17 protein-coding genes are annotated in these 21,680 nt (G+C 59.1%); 8 read left to right on the top strand and 9 right to left on the bottom strand.

Translation table 11 applies throughout. The features are described 5' to 3' along the window. Positions 1 to 69 precede the first annotated feature (69 nt). Positions 70 to 2,451, top strand: coding sequence for an MMPL family transporter (locus tag IPM54_00540; protein MBK9258307.1), 2,382 nt, complete (start codon positions 70 to 72; stop codon positions 2,449 to 2,451). Positions 2,452 to 2,512: 61 nt separating this feature from the next. Here IPM54_00540 and IPM54_00535 read toward each other — a convergent pair whose 3' ends face one another. Further along, positions 2,513 to 3,784: a HAMP domain-containing histidine kinase gene (locus IPM54_00535; protein MBK9258306.1), complete on the bottom strand. Its 1,272-nt coding sequence runs from the start codon at positions 3,782 to 3,784 to the stop codon at positions 2,513 to 2,515. Then, a complete protein-coding gene (locus tag IPM54_00530; protein ID MBK9258305.1) occupies positions 3,781 to 4,467 on the bottom strand; it encodes a response regulator transcription factor in 687 nt (228 codons plus the stop codon). The genes IPM54_00535 and IPM54_00530 overlap by 4 nt, the downstream gene beginning before the upstream one ends. Before the next feature lie 504 nt (positions 4,468 to 4,971). Between IPM54_00530 and IPM54_00525 the strand changes: the two genes are divergently transcribed. After that, entirely contained in the window at positions 4,972 to 6,399 is a 1,428-nt protein-coding gene (locus IPM54_00525; GenBank protein MBK9258304.1) for a beta-lactamase family protein, read from the top strand. A gap of 3 nt (positions 6,400 to 6,402) precedes the next feature. Here the strand turns inward: IPM54_00525 and IPM54_00520 are convergent, their stop codons facing one another. After that, positions 6,403 to 6,735: a hypothetical protein gene (locus IPM54_00520; GenBank protein ID MBK9258303.1), complete on the bottom strand. Its 333-nt coding sequence runs from the start codon at positions 6,733 to 6,735 to the stop codon at positions 6,403 to 6,405. Between the two features lie 121 nt (positions 6,736 to 6,856). Here IPM54_00520 and IPM54_00515 point away from each other — a divergent pair, with 121 nt between their 5' ends. Together IPM54_00515 and IPM54_00510 are read left to right on the top strand one after the other, a co-directional pair. Further along, positions 6,857 to 8,485 carry a DUF1592 domain-containing protein gene (locus IPM54_00515; GenBank protein MBK9258302.1) on the top strand — a complete coding sequence of 543 codons (1,629 nt, stop codon included), beginning with the start codon at positions 6,857 to 6,859 and terminating at the stop codon, positions 8,483 to 8,485. Continuing rightward, on the top strand, positions 8,482 to 9,996 hold the full coding sequence (locus IPM54_00510; GenBank protein MBK9258301.1) for a DUF1552 domain-containing protein: 1,515 nt from the start codon (positions 8,482 to 8,484) through the stop codon (positions 9,994 to 9,996). The genes IPM54_00515 and IPM54_00510 overlap by 4 nt, the downstream gene beginning before the upstream one ends. Before the next feature lie 85 nt (positions 9,997 to 10,081). Here the strand turns inward: IPM54_00510 and IPM54_00505 are convergent, their stop codons facing one another. Continuing rightward, entirely contained in the window at positions 10,082 to 12,028 is a 1,947-nt protein-coding gene (locus tag IPM54_00505) for a long-chain fatty acid--CoA ligase (GenBank protein MBK9258300.1), read from the bottom strand. 149 nt (positions 12,029 to 12,177) lie between these two features. Between IPM54_00505 and IPM54_00500 the strand changes: the two genes are divergently transcribed. From IPM54_00500 to IPM54_00490, 3 genes are all read left to right on the top strand, one after another. Further along, a complete protein-coding gene (locus tag IPM54_00500) occupies positions 12,178 to 14,421 on the top strand; it encodes a DUF1592 domain-containing protein (protein ID MBK9258299.1) in 2,244 nt (747 codons plus the stop codon). A 10-nt stretch (positions 14,422 to 14,431) separates the two neighbouring features. After that, entirely contained in the window at positions 14,432 to 15,778 is a 1,347-nt protein-coding gene (locus IPM54_00495; GenBank protein ID MBK9258298.1) for a DUF1552 domain-containing protein, read from the top strand. Between the two features lie 100 nt (positions 15,779 to 15,878). Continuing rightward, positions 15,879 to 16,649 (top strand): VOC family protein, encoded by a 771-nt coding sequence (locus tag IPM54_00490; protein MBK9258297.1) that lies wholly within the window; start codon positions 15,879 to 15,881, stop codon positions 16,647 to 16,649. Between the two features lie 364 nt (positions 16,650 to 17,013). Here the strand turns inward: IPM54_00490 and IPM54_00485 are convergent, their stop codons facing one another. Both IPM54_00485 and IPM54_00480 read right to left on the bottom strand, forming a co-directional pair. Then, positions 17,014 to 17,976: an alpha/beta hydrolase gene (locus IPM54_00485; GenBank protein ID MBK9258296.1), complete on the bottom strand. Its 963-nt coding sequence runs from the start codon at positions 17,974 to 17,976 to the stop codon at positions 17,014 to 17,016. 264 nt (positions 17,977 to 18,240) lie between these two features. After that, positions 18,241 to 19,122, bottom strand: coding sequence for a hypothetical protein (locus IPM54_00480; GenBank protein ID MBK9258295.1), 882 nt, complete (start codon positions 19,120 to 19,122; stop codon positions 18,241 to 18,243). A 105-nt stretch (positions 19,123 to 19,227) separates the two neighbouring features. Between IPM54_00480 and IPM54_00475 the strand changes: the two genes are divergently transcribed. Continuing rightward, positions 19,228 to 19,557: a PilZ domain-containing protein gene (locus IPM54_00475; GenBank protein ID MBK9258294.1), complete on the top strand. Its 330-nt coding sequence runs from the start codon at positions 19,228 to 19,230 to the stop codon at positions 19,555 to 19,557. A 24-nt stretch (positions 19,558 to 19,581) separates the two neighbouring features. On the opposite strand, the gene IPM54_00470 is transcribed toward IPM54_00475, so the two are convergent. From IPM54_00470 to IPM54_00460, 3 genes are all read right to left on the bottom strand, one after another. Continuing rightward, positions 19,582 to 20,223 carry a hypothetical protein gene (locus tag IPM54_00470; GenBank protein ID MBK9258293.1) on the bottom strand — a complete coding sequence of 214 codons (642 nt, stop codon included), beginning with the start codon at positions 20,221 to 20,223 and terminating at the stop codon, positions 19,582 to 19,584. Positions 20,224 to 20,258: 35 nt separating this feature from the next. Further along, the gene (locus IPM54_00465; GenBank protein MBK9258292.1) at positions 20,259 to 20,888 is read right to left on the bottom strand and encodes a sigma-70 family RNA polymerase sigma factor; all 630 of its coding nucleotides are present in this window, start codon (positions 20,886 to 20,888) and stop codon (positions 20,259 to 20,261) included. Between the two features lie 322 nt (positions 20,889 to 21,210). Further along, the gene (locus tag IPM54_00460; protein MBK9258291.1) at positions 21,211 to 21,564 is read right to left on the bottom strand and encodes a hypothetical protein; all 354 of its coding nucleotides are present in this window, start codon (positions 21,562 to 21,564) and stop codon (positions 21,211 to 21,213) included. Positions 21,565 to 21,680: the final 116 nt, after the last annotated feature.

Raw genomic sequence — 21,680 nt, 5'->3', positions numbered from 1 at the left:
AGACCCGGTCATCCGCGTGCCGATTTCGATGCGCGGGCAGCGCGCGCGCGTTCGTGATAGCAGCGTGCCGTGGCAACTCCGTCGAAGAATTCTTCTCGCGAAGACACAAGCGCATCCCAAACACACGACGCTCCGGCATGGCTGCAACGTTTCTTCGCCGCCGTCATCGCCAAGCGCTTTCTCATCCTCGCTTTCTACGCGCTCGTACTACCGCCCGCAGGCTATTTCGCCGCGCGCGTGCAGCAGGACAACGCGATCGATCGCATCATTTCGACGAGCAACGCCGATCTCCTGAAGACGCGCGAGTTCGAAAAAGTGTTCGGATCGAGCGAGTTCGCGGTGCTCTTCGCCGAAGCCGACGATCCGTACGCGCCGGCTGTTCTCGAGCGAATCGACAACCTCGAAAAAGCCATCGCGAAGGTGCCACGCGTCGAACCAAACTCGATCGTGAGCGTGTATCGACGCGCCAAAGGCGGCTTCGAACCCACGCCGGAAACAGCCGAAGCGCTGCGCAAGTTCGCCACGGGAACGACGCTGCTCCGTGAACAAGGTCTCGTCGGCGACGGATTCCTCTCGATTGGTCTCGTGCTCGACGTGCACACGAGCGAACAGCGACACGAAACGCTCGGAGAAATCAAACGCGTCGTCGCAGAAGCAGGCGGGGACAAACCTCCGCTGAAGGCGCTTCGTGAAGTGGGTCAACCCTTCGTCAACTTGTACTTGGACGAGGACACGCAAAAGTCGGCTCCACGGTACTTCGCCCTCTTCATGGCGTTTGTCGTGGTACTCAACCTGGCCCTCTACAAGTCCGTCCGAACGCTCATCGCCTTCCTGATCACGCTCGGCGCCTGCGTGGCCTTGTCGATGGGCTACATCGGCATCACTGGAGGCATCCTCACAATCGTCTCGCCCATGGTGCCGATGACCATTCTGGTCACGGCTACCGCGACGCTCGTGTACCTGCACTCGCGTTACGTCGATCGCCCAGCCGACCGAAGTGCCGACGACCACCTCGTTTTCTCCCTGGCCAACAAGTGGCTGGCGTGCACGGCGTCGATCTTTGCAACAGCGGTGGGATTCGCGGCGCTCAAAGTGTCGCCCATCGAACCGATTGAGCAAATGGGCATCTGGGTCGCGGTGGGCCTCGCATTTAGCTACATCACAATTTTTACACTGTTCCCGGTCCTCGAAAAAGTTCTGAAAACGCCGACGGGTGTCGAGCAAAAAGTGGCTGCGGCGTGGTTCGTGCGGCTCACGGCGGTGATTCCGCGCTGGAGCTACAAATACCGATGGCCGCTCGTGGCAGGTTCGCTGCTTTTGTCGGCGGCTGGTGCGGTCGCGCTCCTTGGGTTGCCGGGCGTCGTCAAGCCCATGAAGATCCTCGTCGACCCGGTCGAATACATCAATCCGAATAGCACGCTTTATCAGAACACGCGGCGCATCGAGCAGAAGCTTCCGGGGTTATCGCTCACGGAAGTGTGGCTCAAAGGCGGAATTGGGAGCGTGTCGGAGCCCGAAGCGCTGGTCGGCTTTCAGGAATTTCACGAAGCATTGGCGAAGGAACCGCAAGTCGGCACGGTGCTGGGACCGACGACGATCGTGCGACTGATGCAATACCTCGGCGGCGAGGGCGACGAATTCCCGACCGATCCAGAAAAACTCGATGCATTGGCAGGCGATTTGGAAGGCCTGGCTCCGACCGATCCGCTGATCCAAAAATTCATTCAAAAGAATGGACTTGGGCAGACGCATTTCACGATTCTTTCGCGGGCATCCGAGCCGGAGCAATTCGAGCAGCTCGCAGCGGTGGTGAAAAAGCATTGGGATGCCGCTGCCGCAAAGCACAAGGCGCTTTCCAAGTTCGAGATGAACATCGTGGGCATGGCGCCACTTCAGGTCAAAGTGTCGCTGAGCTTCGTGCCGACGCTGATGGAGAGCTTTTGGCTCACGGTGGCCATCATTTTCGCGACGTTCCTGATCGTGTTCCGCAGTGGAGCGGCGCGAATCATGGCGATGATTCCGTCACTCTTCGCGATTCTCGTGATGTTCGGCGTAATGCGACTCACGGGAATGACGCTGAACGTGGCGACGATTTTGATTGCGTCGACGGTGCTCGGGACGAGCGAAAACGATCAGATACATTTCTTCTACCACTTCCAGGAAGGGCGAAAGCAAGGCACGGTCGAGCAGGCTTTGCAACACACGCTTTTCGTGTCGGGCCGGGCGATCTTTTTCGCGACGCTGATCAATGCGGGAGGGTTCGTGGCTTTCGGCATGGCCGATTTGCCGCCCATACGTCAGTTTGGTCTCTTGTCGGCGCTGGCTTTCGTGCTGTCGATGATTGCGGATTTCACAGCATTGCCTGCGGCGCTTTGGCTGGTATTCCGTGCCAAACCCGACGAGGTGCAGCCCGAAAAGCAGGAGGAAACGCCGCCAGCCGCTGCGGCGTGAACGACAGGGCGCGAGCCGCTCCCTGAAGAGCCCCTCGAACCTACACGACCCCGCTCGACAATCATGACGATGCGGGAATCGAAAACCCAATTCGCGCTCCGCCCTCTTTGCGATTTTCCGCTCGTGCGCGTCCGCCATGCGCTTCGGCGATACGTGAAACGAGCGACAAGCCGAGTCCGAGCGACCCTTGCTCGCGCGCTTTTTCATCGGGCCGTCGATAAAAAGGTTCGAATATGCGAGTTTCCTCGCCGGGCGCCAAACCTCGACCGGCATCTTCGACATCGAATGCAACTTCGTCACGCGCGCAGGTCACACGCAATCGAACGACGCCACCGCCGTGCTTTTTTGCATTGTCGAGCAAATTCGCAAGCGCCCGCGCCAAAAGCGTCGGATCGGCCAAGCATTCGCGCCTTTCACCGTCCACCACGAGTTTGTCCTGGCCAAGCCCCGCGCGTTCGAGCGCTCGACGTGCCGCATCCACGGAATCGATGCTCTCTTTGGCAAGCGCCGTGAAATCCAGGCGGCTCGACGCAAGCAAGTCGCCGACCAGCGCATCCATTTCGACGACTTCCCGATCGAGATCATCGAGCTGCTTTTCGATATCGACTCCATCGCGCGCAAGCTCGGTCAAAATGCGGATTCGCGCAAGCGGCGTGCGCATTTCGTGCGATACCGCCGCCAATAACTCGCGTTGATCACTCATTTGCCGCTCGATTCGCGACGCCATGTCGTTCATCGCATCGGCCAATACGAGCACTTCGCCATGGCCATGCCGCCCAATGCGCACCCGCGATGCGTACTTGCCGCGGCCAATTTCGGACGCCATTCGCGCCAGCTCCTCGAGCGGCCGAGACAACCGGCGCGACACCATTCCGGACAATCCCCAAAGCACGGCACCTGCCAATAGAAGGGGCGCAATCCAGCGGAATGCGCCAAAAGGCCGCGGGCGCTCGGCACAAATCAAAACGGCCCCGAGCGCTCTTCCCGCACGGGTCACTTGCGCATCGAACCACGGTCGATGATGACATGGTCGTCCGTACGCGCCGAGCGTCTGACCGCCGGTATCGACGAGCGTCACGGTGACTTCGAGCTCGCGGGACATGGCACGCGCAAGCTCTTCGCGGGCCGGCGCATCGTCCCATACGTCGGCAAAACGGCCGCCCACGAACACTCGAACCCGCGCAACTTCATGGTTCCACCCCGCGCCACTCGATGCGGAAAACGCCATCGTGACGAGCGAAAAGACCACGCCCGACAAGAGAATGGCCATGCCAAACCAAAGAAATAGTCGGCGCTGCAGCCGAGCTCGCACGTAACACGACAAGCGATTCACGGTTTGTCTTTCGCCAACACGTATCCAATGCCCCGCACGGTCTTGATGAGCTTCGGCGAACGAGGGTCATCACCGAGCTTTTGGCGCAAATGCGATACGTGCACGTCGACCGTCCGTTCGCCCACCGTCACATCCCCTCGCCCCGCCTCCGAAAGCAATGCATCGCGAGCCACGACGCGGCCCGGACGCCGCGCCAATGCGCAAAGCAAGTCGAATTCGAGTCCCGTCAAGTCGACGGATTCGCCCGCACGCGTGACCGTGCGCTGCCCAAGGTCGACCACGATGTCTCCAGCAATGAGCCTTTCACCCACGACATCGGGCCTCGTGCGACGAAGCACGGCTTTGATTCGCGCCACGAGCTCACGTGGACTAAATGGCTTGGCGATGTAATCGTCGGCGCCCATTTCGAGCCCCACGACGCGATCGGTTTCGTCTCCACGCGCCGTCAACATCAAAACGGGCACGTTGTTCTTCTGCCTTATCCGCCGACAAACCTCGATGCCATCCATCCCCGGCATCATCAAATCGAGCAGCACGACATCGAACGTACCAGCCTCGAGCGCCGCGAGACCTCGCGGACCATCCAACGCCGAAGTCACGTGAAAGCCGTTTTGCCCGAGATAGGTCGAAAGCAGGTCGTAAAGGCGAACGTCGTCGTCGACGAGCAGAACACGCAAGGCCACCTCCACACGCTACAGGCAAATGCCCGCGCGGACAAGCATGCGGTTGACGTGTGAAGAAGCAACGCGAATACAAGTGAAGAAGTGCAAAGGCTCGAAGCAATGGCATTGGCGATCGCGTCACCAGACCAAAGTGACGCGTCAGCCGCGGCGTTGACGCAGTCCGTCGCTGCGTGCTTCGAGGACGCAAGAGCGGACGCCCTGCGTACTCCACGTACGCAACGCGCCCGCATGGCTGGGCGACCCATGACAACATGCCGCAAATACGCAACTTACATTACCAAAATAGGGCCACCGGCTTTGGCACGCATATGGCATTCAATTGTTCCCAAGACAGCAAAGAAACGTACGAGATGCCCCACATTGTTCGTTCACAGAGCACGTAAGCAGCAACTATCGGCGCCGAAGTGATGTGGCCAAGTGGCGCAAGCCATTGGTTCTCGCTTTTAGCCGTCGTCACGACCACGCCCTCGTCAACAAACTTGAACACGGAGCAAGCAAACCATCATGAAAATGTTCGCGACCATCACGCTCGTCGTTTCGATGTTGGCCGTTTCGAGCGCCGCTGGAGCAAGTCAGAAGGTGTCCAGCGAAGTGTCGCCCAACATACTTCGTGTGGTGGCACACCCCGCACAGGCGCATATGAACGCCGCGAAACTCGAGCTTGCGGCCGGCCATGTGCAATCGATGGTGGATGCTGGGGTCATGGACGGGGCGGTATTGCTCGTTGCGCGACACGGCAAGGTGGTATTGCATCGAGCTTTTGGGCATCGTGATGGAAACCTCGAGGGTGATGCGTCGGGAAACCCTTCAATGCCCATCGACGGGATTTTCGATTTGCAATCGATGACCAAGGTCCTCACGTCGCTCGCGGCGCTCGATTTGCACGCCTCGGGGCACCTCGATATTCATGCACCCGTGTCGAATTACATCCCCGAATTTGCTTCGCCGGACAAGGCGAGCGTGACCGTGGCCGATCTCATTCGCTTCACGTCGGGCCACGGCGTCGATTCCGATACGTATCTCGTGGGCGATGACGACCCTTGGGATACGATGATCGAGCATGGATTGGTCGCGCCGCCTCGAAGTTTTGCCCTCTACAGCGATATTGGTTATCGGTTGCTCGGCCGAGTTGTCGAAGTGGCGGGCGGCGCGCCGCTCGATGTGATCGTGCACGATCGCATCACGGGGCCGCTTGGAATGAACGATACGGCGTGGCGCCCGATTGAAACGATGCCGCAGAAGTCGGATCGATTCGTGGGTACGGGGTATTCGGACAATCGCGAGCATGCTTCGGCGCATCGTTACATGCGTGGCGAAGTTGCGGACGATCAGGATTTTTACATCGAGCAGCATACGGATTCGGTGACGGGTTGCGACGGCGCATTTTCCACGGCATGGGACATGGCTCTTTTGGGTCAATGGTTCCTCAATCGTGGGACGCGGATCCTCGGCAATGGCCATGCCGGTTTCTGTTTGCCGCAAATGGCATCGTGCACCATCGACTCGGTCACGCCGGCGTCGCTCATCAATGCGTCGATGTCGCTCCAATCGGTCTCGGCTTCGGGCAATCCGATTGGCATTTCCGGCGCAACCTCGAGCTGGCTCGACGATTTGTTATTCGCCAACAAGGGTTATGGCTGGGAGCTCGGGGACCTCGAACCAGGCGCGCACGTGGTGACGGGTCAATATTCGTCGCACATGGCGGTATCGAAGATTGGCGGAGCGGGCACGTTCATTACGGTCGATCCCGATCCGTCACGAGATCTCGTCATCGTATTGCTCACGAATCACGGTTTGCCTTCGTTCTTCGGCCCCGATGGCATTCAGGTCACCGAACAAGGCGCGCTCATTTGGCCCGGATATGAAAACATGCTCAATGGCATCGGGCCGCACATCGTGAACGATCTCGTTCAGCTCGCGATCAAGAAGTAGAAATCATTTCATCACGGCGATGCAACTGCCTTGCTCGCACACCGCTTGCAGCGTTTCGGGGCACGGCTGGCACGATAAAACGTCCGTGCACGATTTCCGCTTCTCCTCCGTCTCGGCCGCATAACGGGCCCCCTCCGTCGCGGCAATCGCTTCTTGCGTACAACCACATCCGCACACATTTCCGGTGAATACCAAGATGCAATCGGCCGAGGCGCTGCACGTCTTGCTGTAGCCTTCGACGCTCATCGTCGTATCGGGCGAGTTTGGCGTGGGTGCTTCTTCGCTACAGCCGAGAGCGGCAACGAGGAGCGTGAGCAGGAGCGCGCGTGATGACATGGCGATTCCTTTTTCGTGGAAGATTCGGTCGCGATTGAACTATCCTACAGGGTCATAAAACACTTCTCTTTGATGCGCAAACCTGATACAACAGAATTTCTGGTTGGACGCGAGGTGCATCATGGCGCGACGAGGGTCTGGGCATCGGCCATTTCTCCCGCTGCTTGTCTTGGGATTTCTAGGTATCGGCGGCTGTGTCGGCGTCATTGGGGACCCGACGGGAAGCCCGCTCGAGGAGCAAGTCGAAAGCGAGATTGCAGTCAGTGGATTGCGGAGATTGACCGCACAGGAATATGCTACGACGGTTCAAGACCTCGTGGGATTCGTCCCGGTCAATGTACGCGAGACGCTTCCCATCGATCCGCTCTTGCCGTTCGACAATGATTTCACCTATCAGAAGGCTTCCGAGGCGCTGATTCAGGGGGCGGATCTTCTCGCGGGTGACATTGCGGATGGAGTTTTGGCCGATACGGCATTGCGCGACGAGCTCGTCGGCTGCACGCCTACGGGTCCGGCCGATGCGGCGTGTTTTCGTTCGTTCATCCAGACGTTCGGGCGGCGCGTGCTTCGGCGCCCATTGCAAGCCGCAGAAATCGACAAGTTCGCTGCATTCCTTGGACATGCAACCGTTTCGAATGATTTCTACACGGCCGTCGATTCGGCGCTGCGAGCATTCTTCCAGCATCCCGAATTTCTGTATCGCGTCGAGATTGGTTCGCCGGTTTTCGGCAGCCCGGGCGTGAGCAAGTTGAATGATTTCGAGGTCGCGACGCGACTTTCGTATTTCATCGTCGGCAGTACGCCGCCGGATTTTCTGCTCGACGCGGCCGAGTCCGGGAAGCTCGAGACGCCCGAAGGATTGAGGTCCGCGGCCGAACAGCTTTTCGCCGACGATCGCGCCAAAGCGAGAATGAACCGTTTTCATGAATTGTGGCTCGGTTACACGACCCTTTCGAACACGGGCATTTCTGCCGACATGCGTGCGGAGACCGATGCGCTCATCTCACGCATCGTATTCGAGGACAAGCGGCCGTGGACCGACATGCTCACGTCACAAGAAACGTACGTGACGCCTGCGCTCGCAACGCATTATGGGCTGCCTTCGCCCGGCGCGAGCGCCGGTTGGGTCGATTATGGGACATCCGGCAGAAAGGGCATTCTTTCACAAGGAACGTTCCTTTCGGCGGTGTCGAAATTCGGTGACACGAGCCCCACGCAGCGTGGGCTCCTCGTGCGAACGAGGCTCTTTTGCCAAGTCATTCCACTACCGCCGCCAGAGCTCATGGTCAACATCGACATGCCCCCCGATTCGGGTGATCCGAATGCATGCAAGAGCGATCGGTACTTCATGGCGACGACGAATGGATGCAAAAATTGCCATTCGCTCATGGATCCCATCGGTTTTGGCCTCGAACGTTACGATGCCGCAGGTCGTTATCGTGAAACCGAGCCCAATCGTCCCGAATGTGCCATCGATGGCAATGGTGTTTTCGACGGCGTGGGCAACTTCAATGGCCCTGCGGAGCTCGCCGACTTGATGCTCACGGCGGGTGGCGTGGACAAATGCGTCGCCGAGCAGCTCTATCGATACGCGGTGGGACGCACCGAGCTCGATTATCGGGACACTGGTCTGCTCGAGCGATTGGTGGCCGATGCTTCGGCAGGCGGAGGCTTGCGGGTCGATCAATTCATCTTGGACTTCGTGACGAGCGACGCGATTCGTTACAGGCGAGAGGAGGCTGCGAAGTGAGCACGAAACGCAAGGCCGATTCACCGGTCCATCATTCCAGCGCAGTTCGTGGTCGTCGAGTGTTTTTGCGCGGCATCGGCGGCGTCGTCATGGCCCTCCCATTCCTCGAATACTTTGCATCGAAGCCCGCGACGGCAGCGGCTCCTCCCAAGCGTTACGTATTCGGCTTTGGTGGAACATCCACTGGATTCAGCGGCGGAGACGAGGTCGTACCGCAAAACGTAGGGCCGCTGAAGGACAACCTTTCGGTGGGTCTTGCGCCGCTCGAGGAATACGGCGTCACCGACGTCGTATCCATCGTGTCGGGGCTTTACATTGGGTGGAATACGAATCCGGGTCCGGGCGAGCGCGTCATTCAATGGCATTCGAGCACGCCGGCCATTTTGGCGACGGGCCTTCGTTCGGCGCTCAATGGTAATCACGAATATCTGCAAGGTCCGACGACCGATCAAATCGTCGCGGACGTGCTGCACGCGGGCACCGACAAGAAGGTATTGCCCTATCGCGTGCAAGCTGCATATTATCGCGGCGACAATGGCACAGGTGGCGCTCGCGGGACCATTTCGGCGCGCGTCGTCAATGGGAAAGTCGAAGACGTGCCGCCCATTTCGAGCCCCCGTGTCGCATATCAATCGCTTTTCACGGGATTCACCCCGCCCGATCCGCTCGAAGCCGAAAAAGCAAAACAATTGCTCGAAAGGCGCAAGAGCATCATCGATCTCGTTCGCGGCGATGCGGAATCGCTCATTCCCAAATTGGGCAAAGCGGATCAGGTTCGCATGCAGCGGCATTTCGACGAACTGCGAGCGCTCGAGCTGAAGCTCGATCAGGTGGCTCCGCCGACGACGTCGACGTGCATGCAATTGCCGGATCCGGGCGACGATCCGCCGATTGGGGACGCCGTGGAAGCTCCGTCGATGGGCAGCTACAACGATGCGTATGCATCCGGCGGCGCGTACAGCGACGAAGAGAAACGCGCCACGATCCTGGGCGACCTCATTTACATGGCATTCTGCTGCGACCTGTCCCGCGTGGCGTCGTTCATGTTCACCTATGGTCAATGCTTCCTGAACATGAAGCCGATCACGGGAGCGTCGAGCGATCTGCACGAAATCAGTCATTACAGCATGGGTGGCAATACGACGGGGCAAATCGAGCTGGCCAAAGGTGTGGGTTGGCATGTAAAACACTGGGCACGGCTCATTCAAAGGCTCAGGGACACGCAGGACAGCGACGGTTCGCCCATTCTCGATCACACGGCGCTCGTCATGGCGTTCGAGGGTGGTTGGGGGCAGGATCCCGAGCAAGGAACGATGGGTGAAGCGCATTCATCCGAAAACATGGTGGTGCTCGTCGGCGGCAAAGCCGGAGGGCTTCACGCCTCGCCTGGAAAGCACATCAAGGCCGATGGACGTCATCCGTGCGAAGTCATCGCCACGGCAATGAAAGCCGTTGGTGTCGACAAGCAGCTCGGCGAAGTCCCCGGCACGATTGACGAATTGTTTGGCTGAGTGCCCTTGCGCGATTCGGCGACGAGATGCGATCCTGCGCAGATCCTCGCCGAATCGATTCAATCCCGCGTGCGCGTTTTGCGGCTCACTTGTCCATCACCGCGAGCCCAAACGTTTCGTCGTCGTAAAGTTTGTCGAACACCGCCGCGAACTTCTTTTCGATGCTCTTGCGCTTGACCTTGAGCGTCGGGGTAATTTCGTCTTCTTCGAGTGAAAAGTCGCGATTCAGCAAATGAATGCGTTTGATCGTTTCGACGCGCGAAAGCTTCGTATTTGCACGTCGAACGGCTTCGATGACGCGTTTTTGGAGGTCCGGGTGGCCCGTCACGCGCGTCATGACCTCGTCGAGCCCCGGCGGGCGTGATAGCGGATTTTGGAGCAGCAAAAGCCGCATGGATTCCGCGCGTGACGGGTCGTCGAGCATACCGCGCTCCTTCGCCCACTCGATGGCTTCTATCGGGTGAATCGTCACGATTGCAGTGCAATATGCGCGTTTGTCCCCGTGCACGTGAGCTTGGCTGATGAGCGCGTCGCTTGCCTTGATCTCGTTCTCGATGTTCGCCGGTGTGATGTTTTTCCCGCCAGACGTAATGATGATGTGCTTTTTTCGGTCGGTGATGTAAAGAAATCCCTCGGCATCTTTTCGACCGACGTCGCCCGTGTGGAGCCACCCCTCGGCATCGATTGCGGCCGCCGTCGCTTCGGGATCCTTATAGTAGCCCTTGAATACCGTTTTACCTCGAATCAATATTTCTCCGTCGTCGGCAATTCGATCTTCAATGCAATCGATCGCTTTGCCCACCGATCCGATTCGCACGCAACCGGGCCTGTTCGCGTGCGTCATGACCGTGGCCTCGGTCATTCCGTACACTTCGTAAATGGGCATCCCTGCGCCCCAGAAAAATTCGAGGATTTGTTTCGGGGTCGGTGCAGCCCCCGTGACGAAGTAGCGGACGCGTCCCCCGAATGCCTCACGAATTCGCGAAAACACGATTCGATCGGCAATGCGATGCTGAATTTGCAGCAGCAAAGACGATTCACGTCGCGCCTGCCAATCGGCAACGACGGCCCGTCCCACGCCTTCTGCCCAGCGGAAAACTTTTTGCCTTGCCGGCGGAGCTTTTTGCACTTCGGCCATCATGCGCGCGTACGCTTTCTCGAAAATGCGCGGCACACTTCCAAAAAGCGTCGGCCGAACCTCTTTGACTTCCTCGAGCACCGCCGGGACGCTCGTGGCATACGCCGCGCATGTGCCATAATTGACGCGACCATAAAATCCGGCCACACGTTCGGCCGCATGTGCCATCGGCAGGAAGCTCAGAATGATTTCGTCTCGATTGGCCGGCCGCGTATTTGCGCTGGCGGCGAGAAACGTGATGAGGTTATCGTGCGAAATCATCGCTCCCTTGGGCGGCCCGGTCGTTCCGCTCGTGTAAATCAAAATCGCGATGTCATCGGGTTTGATCGCACCGACTCGTTCGTCGATACGCGCTCGATCAATCGGCGTTTTCAGCACTTTTTCGAGGGGCACCAGCCAATCGTGCGTGCGCAGCGCTTCTTCCGACCCTTTGGTGTCCCAAACGATGACGCGCTCGAGTTTTGGCATCGATGATTTCATTTCGAGGATTTTTTCGATTTCGCTGGTACCTTCGACGATGGCGATGCGAGCGTCCGCGTGATCGAGAATGTACGCGAGCTGCGCGGGCGCGAGTGTCGTATATGCGCCAACGGATACACCGCCGGCGAGCAAGCAGCCAAAATCGGAAATGCACCATTCCGGCCGCGTGCCGCCGACGATTCCGATCTTGTCACCTGCGCCGATACCGCAATCCAGCAAGTATGTCGCAATGGCCGCCGCACCTCGGTAGAAGTCGTCGAACGTCGACGGCACCCATGCTCCGCCACGCTTGACTTTCCACGCGATCGTCGATGGCGTGGCGGCCACGCGGCGCAAGAACAGGTCGGCCATGTTCTTGGAGCCTGCGGCCACGGACGTCGCGGGGAATTCGAGCGGAGGGAAGCGGTCGAGCATGCGGGCATGATACACGAACGGCGCGCTCTACAAACAAAATAGTCAATGAACAGACATCCATTGACATTCCACCACTTTCGCGGTCATACCTACACACCTCGAAGGTCGCTCGACGTAGACTCCCACCAATCCTTTCCACGAGTGTCACCGTGCCCCAACCATTCCGAAAAACCGCAACCTGGTGCTTGGTTCCGGTCGTCGGTTTCTCCCTCGCTCTTGCGGGCGCGTGTAGCGACCCTGGCGCGAGCAGTGAACCGCTTCCGGGCAACGCCGCATCGGGCGAAGCGCTCTATCAAAAACTTTGCGCGTCCTGCCATGGCAAACTTGGTGAAGGCACGACCGGCCCGAGGCTCGTTCCTTGGACGCGCGGCGCCGAAACGCTCGTCGGAATCATCGACGCGACGATGCCGAAACACGACCCCGCGCGCTGCGTGGAAACGTGCGCGAAAGACGTCGCGGCATTCATCCTGAGCCTCGAGTCGGCCTGTGATGCACCGACGTTCGGCCCGCGCAAATTGCGGCTGCTCAATCGTCGCGAATACAATGCCACGGTGAACGATCTCTTCAGTTTGTCCGGACCATCAGGCGCATCGTGCAGCTCGGACGGTGATTGCGACGTGCAAGAAGCATCGTGCGTCGGCGGCACGTGCGTCGCGGATCCATGTAGCGTGCAAACGTTCATTTATCCGACCGACAAGCAATATGGCTCGGTGCACGTGGCGGGTGAATTCAATGCGTGGGCCGGGACGGTCGCGGCGGGTGGGTATGCCATGACATACGTCCCGGCGAAGAACCTGTATTACGCAAAACACACACTCCAGAATGGCACGTACCAATACAAATTCGTCATTGACGAATCCAATTGGGTGTTCGATCCGGCCAATCCGGTCAAGGTGCCCGATGGGTTTGGCGGGAGCAACTCCGTCCTGACGCTCGGTTGCGACGCCGGCGGCAGTGGAAATGCCGGGGCGTACGATTGGGCCAAGGACTTTCCCATCGAGAGCCGGCCCAAGGGATTTGGGTATGACGACAATGTCGATGCGGGTCTCGTGACGAGCATTCACGTCGAGCAATACATGAAAGCGGCCGAGGCGCTGGCGCAGAAGGGCATGGAAAACATCGGCGGGATCGTCCCGTGCGACTTCAATGCCGATCCGAACGGCTGCGCCAAAACATTCGTGACGACATTTGGCGAGCGCGTCTTTCGCAGGCCGCTCACGCCGACCGAAGTCACCAAGTATGCCTCGATCGTCACGGGGCAGCAAACGTTCACGGAAGGCGTTCGTGTTGCGCTTCAGGTATTTCTTTCATCGCCGTACTTCCTCTATCGATTCGAGGTGGGCGTACCGAAGGGTGATGGGACATTTGCTTTGACGCCGTACGAAATGGCGTCGGCCCTTTCGTATTCGTTATGGGGCACGATGCCGGACGCGGCGCTCTTCGACGCTGCCAAGTCGGGGAAGCTCGCAAGCGCCGCAGGCGTTGCCGAAGAAGCGCGCCGGCTTCTTGCAGACGGCCGCGCGCGAAACGTCGTTGGAACGTTTGCCCTCCAATGGCTCGGCGTGGAACGAGTGCTCACGGCGGACAAAAGCACGACGCTTTTCCCGGCATATGGCGCAGCGGAGCGCCAGGGCCTGGCCGAAGAAACCAGGCAGTTCGTCACGCACGTGATGTTCGACGGGACGGGCAAGTATCCCGAGCTTTTGCTTGGTGGATACACGTTTGCCAATGACGCGGTCGGTTCGGTGTATGGTTTGCCTGGAGGTCTTGGACAAACCTTGACGAAAGTCGATCAACCGGCCGAACGTCGCGCGGGTCTATTGGGACATGGGAGCGTGCTGGCGAGTTATTCGCATTCGGATCAATCGTCGCCCATTCGTCGAGGGCTCTTCGTGCGAGAAATGCTTCTTTGCCAAGAATTCGGGCAACCTCCGGCCAATGCGGGCGGCGTACCCGACATCGATCCCAATGCGACGACGCGCGAGCGGTTTGCGCAGCACACGGCCGATCCTGCCTGCTATTCGTGCCATCAATACATCGACGACGTCGGCTTCGGCTTCGAAAGGTTCGACGCCATAGGGAAATACCGCGACACCGAAAACGGAAAGCCCATCGACGCGGCAGGCAACATGAATGACGTCAATGGCATGGGGACGAACACCGACGCGCTGTATTCGACCCTGCCGGAGCTTGCATCGATCATTGCAGAGAGTCGCAGCGCGAAAGCGTGTTTTGCAACGCAGGTGCATCGATTTGCGACGGGACGATCCGAATCGGTCGCGGATCTTTGTGCATTACGGAAAATCGAAAGTACTTTCGAGGCGAGTGGTTGGGACATGAAGGAGCTCGTCGTGAGCGTGCTCGCGTCCGATGGTTTCAGGGTGAGGAAGTGAGGAGCCAGCGATGAAGCGCCATAACATCCATCGTCGTCGTTTCGTCAAGGGCCTTGGTGCCGCGGCCATAACGCTGCCGTTTTTGAACTTGCTTCGGCCTGGAAAAACTCGAGCGGCGGGCGTGGCCAAGCGAGTCATCTTCTTTTACTTCCCGGACGGCGTGCCCGGGCCCAGCCAAAATGGCGAGCCGTCCAAGTGGCACCCGACGGGTTCGGAATCCAATTTCGAGCTTCCGACGGTGCTCACGCCCCTTTTGCCTTTCAAAAATGATTGCGTCTTTTTCCGCGGGCTCAGCATGGGCCCGACGGACACCGGCAGTCATCCTGGCGGCGCGAAGAAACTGCTGACGGCAGCCGATGGCGGATACAACGAATCCATCGACCAATACCTCGCACGTACAATCGGAGCAAGCGCGCCTTATCGGCATTTGTACCTCGGAGCGATGGCCAACCAGAACAACGCATCCGGGGACAAACACATCAGTTACCCGAGCGCTGGTCAAAGCATCACGCCCGAGGACAATCCGCGCAAAGCGTTCGACAACCTTTTCGGTTCGATTGCGGGCGGCGGCGTGACGCCCGAGGTCGATCCGGCCAAAGCCACGATCATCGACAACGTAATTGACGACGTCGAAACGCTACGCGCACAGCTTGGGCAAATCGAAAAGTCGAAGCTCGACATGCACCTCGAATCACTCCGCGAAGTGGAAAAACGCATCAAGAGCGGTGGCGTGATCCCCGCGGCCTCGTGCGAAAGCCCGAGCGTCGATACGACGGGTTTTACCGACGGCGAGCTTTACAAGGACGAAAAATTTCCGAGCATTCTGAAGGCGCAAATCGACTTGATGGTGCTCGCAATGGCGTGTGGTTTGACGAAAGTCGGCGTCATTCAAGGGTCGGTGCACACGAGCGAGCTCATCATGAGTCGCTTTCCAGGCACCGAAATGTATACGCCCAATTTCGACATGCGCAGCCATCAAGCGTCGCATTACGGTGCGAATCACGACGAGGGCAAGGCGGAATTCAAGGCATTCCTGCAACAGCGTACATGGTGGGTGTCTCAATTCGCCTACTTGCTCGACGAGCTGAAAAAACGCCCGGAAGACGGGGCAACGATGCTCGACAACAGCATCGTCGTGCTTTGCACCGAGGTCTGCGACGGCAATACGCATTTGCACGATGACATGCCATTCGTTCTTGCCGGTCGCGGAGGTGGGTCGATATCGACGGGCCGGCTCCTTCAATACGGCTACGAGCGGCACGGCAAGCTATTCGTGTCGATTGCGAACGCGATGGGCGATGGTTTGTCGAGCTTTGGGGACAGTTCGTCGGGGCCACTGCCGGGACTGGTCGGGTAAAACGAGTCGCTGACAATTCATGATTGACATCTCCACGGGCGGGCGTAGAGTACGCAATTCGTGGCAAATGGCCACTCGGCTGGATTCAATGGAGCAAGCAATGACGCAAGGAACGTATCGCCACGGCCACTTCGTTTGGCACGAGCTCATGACACCCGACGGCGCGGGCGCCGAAAAGTTTTACGGGGACCTCCTCGGTTGGAAGTTTCGGCACACCGAAATTGGTGGAGGCCGAATCTATCGGCTGATCGATGTGAATGGGCGCGAGCAAGGTGGGATTTTGGAAATGCCCGTGAGTGAAGGAATCCCCTCGCACTGGGTCGGCTATGTCTCCGTCCCTGATGTGGACAGCGCTGCGAAAGTTGCCGAAGCCAAGGGTGGTCGGGCCACGTGCGCGCCGATGGACATTCCGAACATTGGGCGGTTTGCGTACCTCTTGGATCCCGAAGGCGCCGGTTTCGTGGTTTATCATGATAACCGTGGCGACCAAGCTCCGCGCGAGATGCCGAACATTGGCGATTTCTGCTGGGATTCGCTGACGACGACCAATGGCGACCGGGCGCTCGCGTTTTACGGGGCCGTGGTCGGCTGGGTTCGAGGCAAATTCGGTGATGCTCCGGGCTTGTTTTTCGCGGCCGGCGAAGGCCAGGACGTAATCGCGGACACCGACGCGCCGCAAGATGGTGCTCGGTCGAGCTGGACGACGCACGTGGTCGTGCAAAATCTGGATAATGCTCGTGCCAAAGCGGAATCACTCGGCGCAAAGATTCTCGCGCCGCAAATCGACGTTCCCACGGTTGGCAAAATGTGCATCATCGCCGACCCGTGGGGCTCGGTGATTTCGCTCTTCGAGCCCCAGATGGCGGCTTAGACCCCGCGCGGGGTTGAAGAAACTGTCTCAACACTCGAAACCCCCGTCCTCGAATGCACCCCCGCGCGGGGTTGAAACCCCGCGCTACACGATAAAAAGTCCCTCACTGCCGTTCGGGACTGGCGTTGTACGATCTCGGATCGTTATCGAGAATCCCCGACGATTCCGCAATAGATTGCTGATCTCGCAATGCGGCGTGAGGCTAGTCCGAGCGCGGTAGCGCGAGGACTTCTTGTAATGTAGCGCGGGGTTTTTACCCCGCGCGGGCGTGCGGTGACACACTACGCCTCAAGTTGTGAGACAGCCACCGAAACCCCGCGCGGAGGCATCGAAAGCAGGGGGGCCGAGTTTCGAGACGGCCTCTTCACTCCGACGGCGATCCGCGTAGGTCGCCCAGAAAATCAATCAGCAATTGCGTGACTTCGGCAGGCTTTTCCTGCTGCGTCCAGTGACCGCAATCGAGATGCTCGATACGAAGGTTCTTGACGAGCGTCTTCGTGTCGCCAGCAATCTCGGGCAGCGACAGTTTATCCTTGTCAGCGACGATGAGCATCGCGGGCATGTCGATGTCGCGTGAAGGCAACTCGCGCTCCTCCTCCCACGACTTGTCCGCGGCGCGGAACCAGTTGAGCGCTCCGCGAAAACCCGTGCGCTTGAACGTGCGCACGTACGTCTCCACGTCGACCTTGGACAAGAGCGCTTCGCCCATGCCGATCTTTCCAAGAAGCGAGCTTCCGTCACCACCGACGGTAGCAAACGTCCACAGATCATCGGCATAACGAGCCGTGCGCATGAGCTTCTGGAACGTCGTGCGTACGTCGGCTTCGAGCTCCTGCTCGGCAACGCCAGGCGTCTGAAAGTACCGGACATAGAAGCTCGCGTCTGTCAATCCAAACCGATCTCGCAACGCGATGGTCGGTGGAACCGAAGGCAGCGGTAGAAACGGCGTGTTGAGACTGACGACACGCTCGGTGCGCTCCGGATGGCGCAGCGCGAACTGCCACGCCAGCGCTCCACCGCAGTCGTGCCCTACCATCGCTGCTTTGTCGAAACCGAGCTCGTCACAAATGCCGAGAAGATCCTCACAGAGAACGCTCATCACGTACGAATCGGCTTCTTCGGGAGCATCCGTGCCGCCGTAACCTCGAAGGTCTGGAGCGACGACGCGGAAGCCTGCTTCGGCCAGCGCATCGATTTGACGGCGCCACGAGTACCAAAGTTCGGGAAAGCCATGCAGGAGGAAGATTGGAAACCCGTGCCCCGCGTCCGTCACATGGAAGCGGATGTCGTTCGAATTCATGAAGACATGGCGAGTGATGATGCCCATGCTTGAAAAACTCCGGTCTGCGCGCTGATCGACACCGGTCTCACTCGAATCCGCGCGCGAGTCAACGCGGGTTTCGCCGATTCGAATGCTCGGATGACGATCGTCGGTGAGGACTGTCGGCGGATACTTTTTCAGAATCGCTCTGAAATCGCTACGCGAAACTTCGAGTCGAAACGGTACGGCGCCGTGCGAAGCGATCATGCTCGCATGCTGAAAATGTGCCCCATGATCGACCTCGCCAAGCAAAGATGCCGCGCGGTAACGTCACGGCGGCTCCATCATCGATCGTTCGAGCGCTGCACGAAGGTGATTCTGCGCTCGAAGCGTCCAGGGACCATCGGGCGATGCTTCGAGATGCGCAGTGAACGATTCGGCCGCTCGCCGAAAGTCGCCCGTTTGGAATTGAATGATGCCGCGCGCGAAATGTCGCGGATACGCCGCATCGATTCCAGCAAGCTCGTCGACCTTGCGCAAGAGATACGCTCGATCGACGCCCGCTTTGCGTTCGAGTTTTCGGGGCGGGTACTGAAGAAGGAACTCGTAAAACGCTCGCTGCTCATCGACGGTGAGCTCGAAAGGGCCGCCGGATAGGCCGCTGATCTCGTTCCAACGTCGTTTGAACGCGACCCTCAGCGCATGTTCACCCATCCGCATCACACACGGCGAAGACCCCTCGCACCAACCGTTACGAATGAGCACGTCGGCAAAAGGTCCCCCGAGCTCGACAAGGTCGGAACTGACCTCCCCGGTCGCAACGAAATGCTTCACCTCGCGCACGAACGCGTTCATTTGGAATGCGCGCAGATCGACGAGCGGAGCGTCGCCCTGAGCACGCGCAACGAGCACGGCGGTCGTGATCTGCGAACGAAGCTGCACGAGCATGGCATCGTCACGAATTGCATCGGCCTTGCCGAAAGCGCGCAGAAGCGAGCCGACGGCACGAACATCGGCATCGAGCGGGGTTCGCACGACCGAACGCGCTGCGGCATCATCGGCTCGAGCGACGCGACGCAGCTCGCGAACATCGGCCATGGGCACCGGTAGCTCGACCGGCTCGATTGATTGCGGAACGGCAAGGAGCGCCACGGCGCCAGCGAGAACGATGGCAACGAGTCCTGGCTGCCAGCCTTCGAAGTGTCGACCCAAGCCGCGTGGCACATCGACTCGACTCACACCCCGATCGCTTTTTGCCACCTAAAAAAAGCCTCCTGCACAGTATTGTAGAGCGGTCACGACGTGCGAGGTTAGAAAGTGTCCGAGAAGCGAAGGCACCCGCGCAAACTGATTGGAATTCCCGTCGCGTTCACGCTGGGCGATGGGCGGCGCATCGAAGCGGTGTCGCGCGATCTGAGCATCGGCGGAATGTTTGTCCTTACAGACACCCCCGCACCGTTCGCGAGCTCGACGCCGGTGGAGCTCTTCATCCCTGCTGCAAAGCAGCCGATTCGAGTGACTGCGACGGTGCGCTGGACGCAAAGCGATGGAATGGGTTTGCAGTTTGGGCTGATGGGTGTGCGCGATACGCATGCGCTCACGGAACTATTGCGCCACGCTCCGCCGTCGCCCTACGGCGAGAAATGATTCGATCTCGAACGAGTTTGCCTTTTAGAACTGAATCGTGATCGAACCGGTCTTCCCGACGAACCTTCCCGAACGAAGCGAGTCGAGGACGCATTGGTTCACGGAAGCTCCGAGAACTGGCTCGAAGCGAATTTTGGAAATTCGGCCGTCTGCTGCGAGCTGAATGTTCAGCGTTCGATTTTTGGCAGGACGCGCGCCCGTTGGTGAATTCGGTTTGTTCGACGGTACGCACACGGACAGCGCCGCCCTGACGTCGTTCGTCGTGAGCGCACGCGGCGGGGTGGGAGCAGGCTCGGACTCCTTGTGCTCGACAGGCATCGGTGCTGGGGAAGGTATTTCCTGAGAAACCGACGGAGCGCTCGAGATTGACGCAGCAGGTGCCGTAACGGATGGCGACGCAGTTGAAATGACGATGGGTCCGCGGTTGCGCGACACGGCCATCCAAAAGAGGCCGAAGGACGCAGCGGCCGCCAATACGACAAAGCTGAGGCGGGCAAACTGAGGGCGAGGGCTGCGCACGCTCGCAACGGGAACATCGTCGACGCGTGCATCGAGCGAACGAGGATGAGACGTCATCGGCGCTTCCTCGAGCTTTGCAAGTAGCTCGCGCTCCATGTCGTCCCAAGGCAAGTCGGGCACACGCTCAGTCGCGAGTTCCTTTCGCATGGCTTCGAGAGCCCGCTCTTCAGATCCGTAAGTGGTCACGATTCCTCCTCGCCGGCGGCAGCTAGGGGTTCTTCTGTTTGTCGTAAGTCGGCCGCGATTTCGTCGACCAATTGGGCCAAAACGGGGTCGCGACGCATCAGCTTGATGAGCTCGCGACGAGCATAAAAAAGTCTCGTACGAACAGTGAGCACAGGGGCATCCACGATCGCTGCAATCTCGGTCGGTGGAAGACCTTCGATGTCGTGCAGGATGTAAACAACGCGCTTTTTTTCGGGGATTTTTTCGAGCAAGTTGCGGAACGCTGCCATCCGACGAAGCCGCGATGCATCTTCGTCCGGGAGCAACCTTGGATCCGGCGAACGCTCACTTTCGAGTGGCAGGTCGATGACGCTCGGGCGATTGCGCTGAGCGCGACGTGCCATGAGCACGACGTTGACGGCGACGCGGTGCAGCCACGTCGAGAATTTGGACTGTCCACGAAACTCTCCAAGGCTTCGATACGCTTGGAGGAAAACTTCTTGGACCGTGTCTTCGACTTCGTTCGAGCGTCCAGTCATGCGGAAGACGAGGCGCGCAACGGATTGGCGGTGCTCGCGATAGAGCTGCGTGAATGCAGCTCGATCACCAGCGCGAGAACGCCGAACGAGTTCGTCTACGACATCCATGCCGCCCGGTACTCGAAGCCGAGGTGCGCCTGCGTCAATTCGCACAACTGCGTGCACGAAGGCGTCAGTTGCACATCACCCGTACCGCATTCACGACATGTGTGAAAAAAATACGACGCCGGAAACTTTGCCATGCGACGGCGCGGCAGCGAACGTCGCGAGCATGATCTACATCGCTGTGGGATTGACCGTGGCTCTCGTCGGCGCCGACTTGCTCGACCTGACGAAACGCCGAAGTACGCTGCGCGGCACGCCGAAACTGTAACGGCCCGTCGAATCATCGTTCAACGAGCCGTCAGCACTTACCGCAACGCTGGGCCAATCAGGCCGCGCTCTTCTTTTGTCCCGGAAAGAGCGCTTGAAGCGTGATGGGCTCTTGCTTCTTGATCTCAAGCAGTTTGTTGACCGCACGCACGAAACGCGTCTTGGTCGGACCACTCACGGCCTTTCCGGCAAGAGCGGCATCCAAAGCACGCTGCGTGATCGGACGACCACTGCGCGGCTTCTTCAGCCCCTCCTTCTTCTTCGCCCCATCCTCGCTCTTGCGAGCAAGACGCTTCGTCAAACGGATGGCGCGATCCTCGGGTCGCAAGCTTTCGAGCTCATGCGAGACGGAAATGATCCTGCGCGGATCGATCGACTTGGTCTTGAGAAACTCTTGGAACGTGCTGGACATCAGATTCACCTTGGATGCTCGCAGGGGGCGCGCACGCTACCACGCTCCTCCGTCCACTGCACGTAACAAGCGACGATCTCGGAGAGCAAATCCCCAAAACAACCAAGTCAAGCGGT

This window comes from Polyangiaceae bacterium (assembly GCA_016715885.1).
Taxonomy (GTDB): domain Bacteria; phylum Myxococcota_A; class Polyangia; order Polyangiales; family Polyangiaceae; genus Polyangium.
Note: the sequence above shows the minus strand (reverse complement) of the source record. Positions and strands in the feature narration are given on the sequence as shown.

What these genes read in the sequence shown, in the direction of transcription:
- IPM54_00525 (MBK9258304.1), top strand. Translation starts at nt 4,972, where the DNA reads ATGAAAATGTTCGCGACCATCACGCTCGTCGTTTCGATGTTGGCCGTT.
- IPM54_00520 (MBK9258303.1), bottom strand. Translation starts at nt 6,735, where the DNA reads ATGTCATCACGCGCGCTCCTGCTCACGCTCCTCGTTGCCGCTCTCGGC.
- IPM54_00515 (MBK9258302.1), top strand. Translation starts at nt 6,857, where the DNA reads ATGGCGCGACGAGGGTCTGGGCATCGGCCATTTCTCCCGCTGCTTGTC.
- IPM54_00505 (MBK9258300.1), bottom strand. Translation starts at nt 12,028, where the DNA reads ATGCTCGACCGCTTCCCTCCGCTCGAATTCCCCGCGACGTCCGTGGCC.
- IPM54_00495 (MBK9258298.1), top strand. Translation starts at nt 14,432, where the DNA reads ATGAAGCGCCATAACATCCATCGTCGTCGTTTCGTCAAGGGCCTTGGT.
- IPM54_00490 (MBK9258297.1), top strand. Translation starts at nt 15,879, where the DNA reads ATGACGCAAGGAACGTATCGCCACGGCCACTTCGTTTGGCACGAGCTC.
- IPM54_00485 (MBK9258296.1), bottom strand. Translation starts at nt 17,976, where the DNA reads ATGGGCATCATCACTCGCCATGTCTTCATGAATTCGAACGACATCCGC.
- IPM54_00470 (MBK9258293.1), bottom strand. Translation starts at nt 20,223, where the DNA reads ATGCGAAAGGAACTCGCGACTGAGCGTGTGCCCGACTTGCCTTGGGAC.
- IPM54_00465 (MBK9258292.1), bottom strand. Translation starts at nt 20,888, where the DNA reads ATGGATGTCGTAGACGAACTCGTTCGGCGTTCTCGCGCTGGTGATCGA.
- IPM54_00460 (MBK9258291.1), bottom strand. Translation starts at nt 21,564, where the DNA reads ATGTCCAGCACGTTCCAAGAGTTTCTCAAGACCAAGTCGATCGATCCG.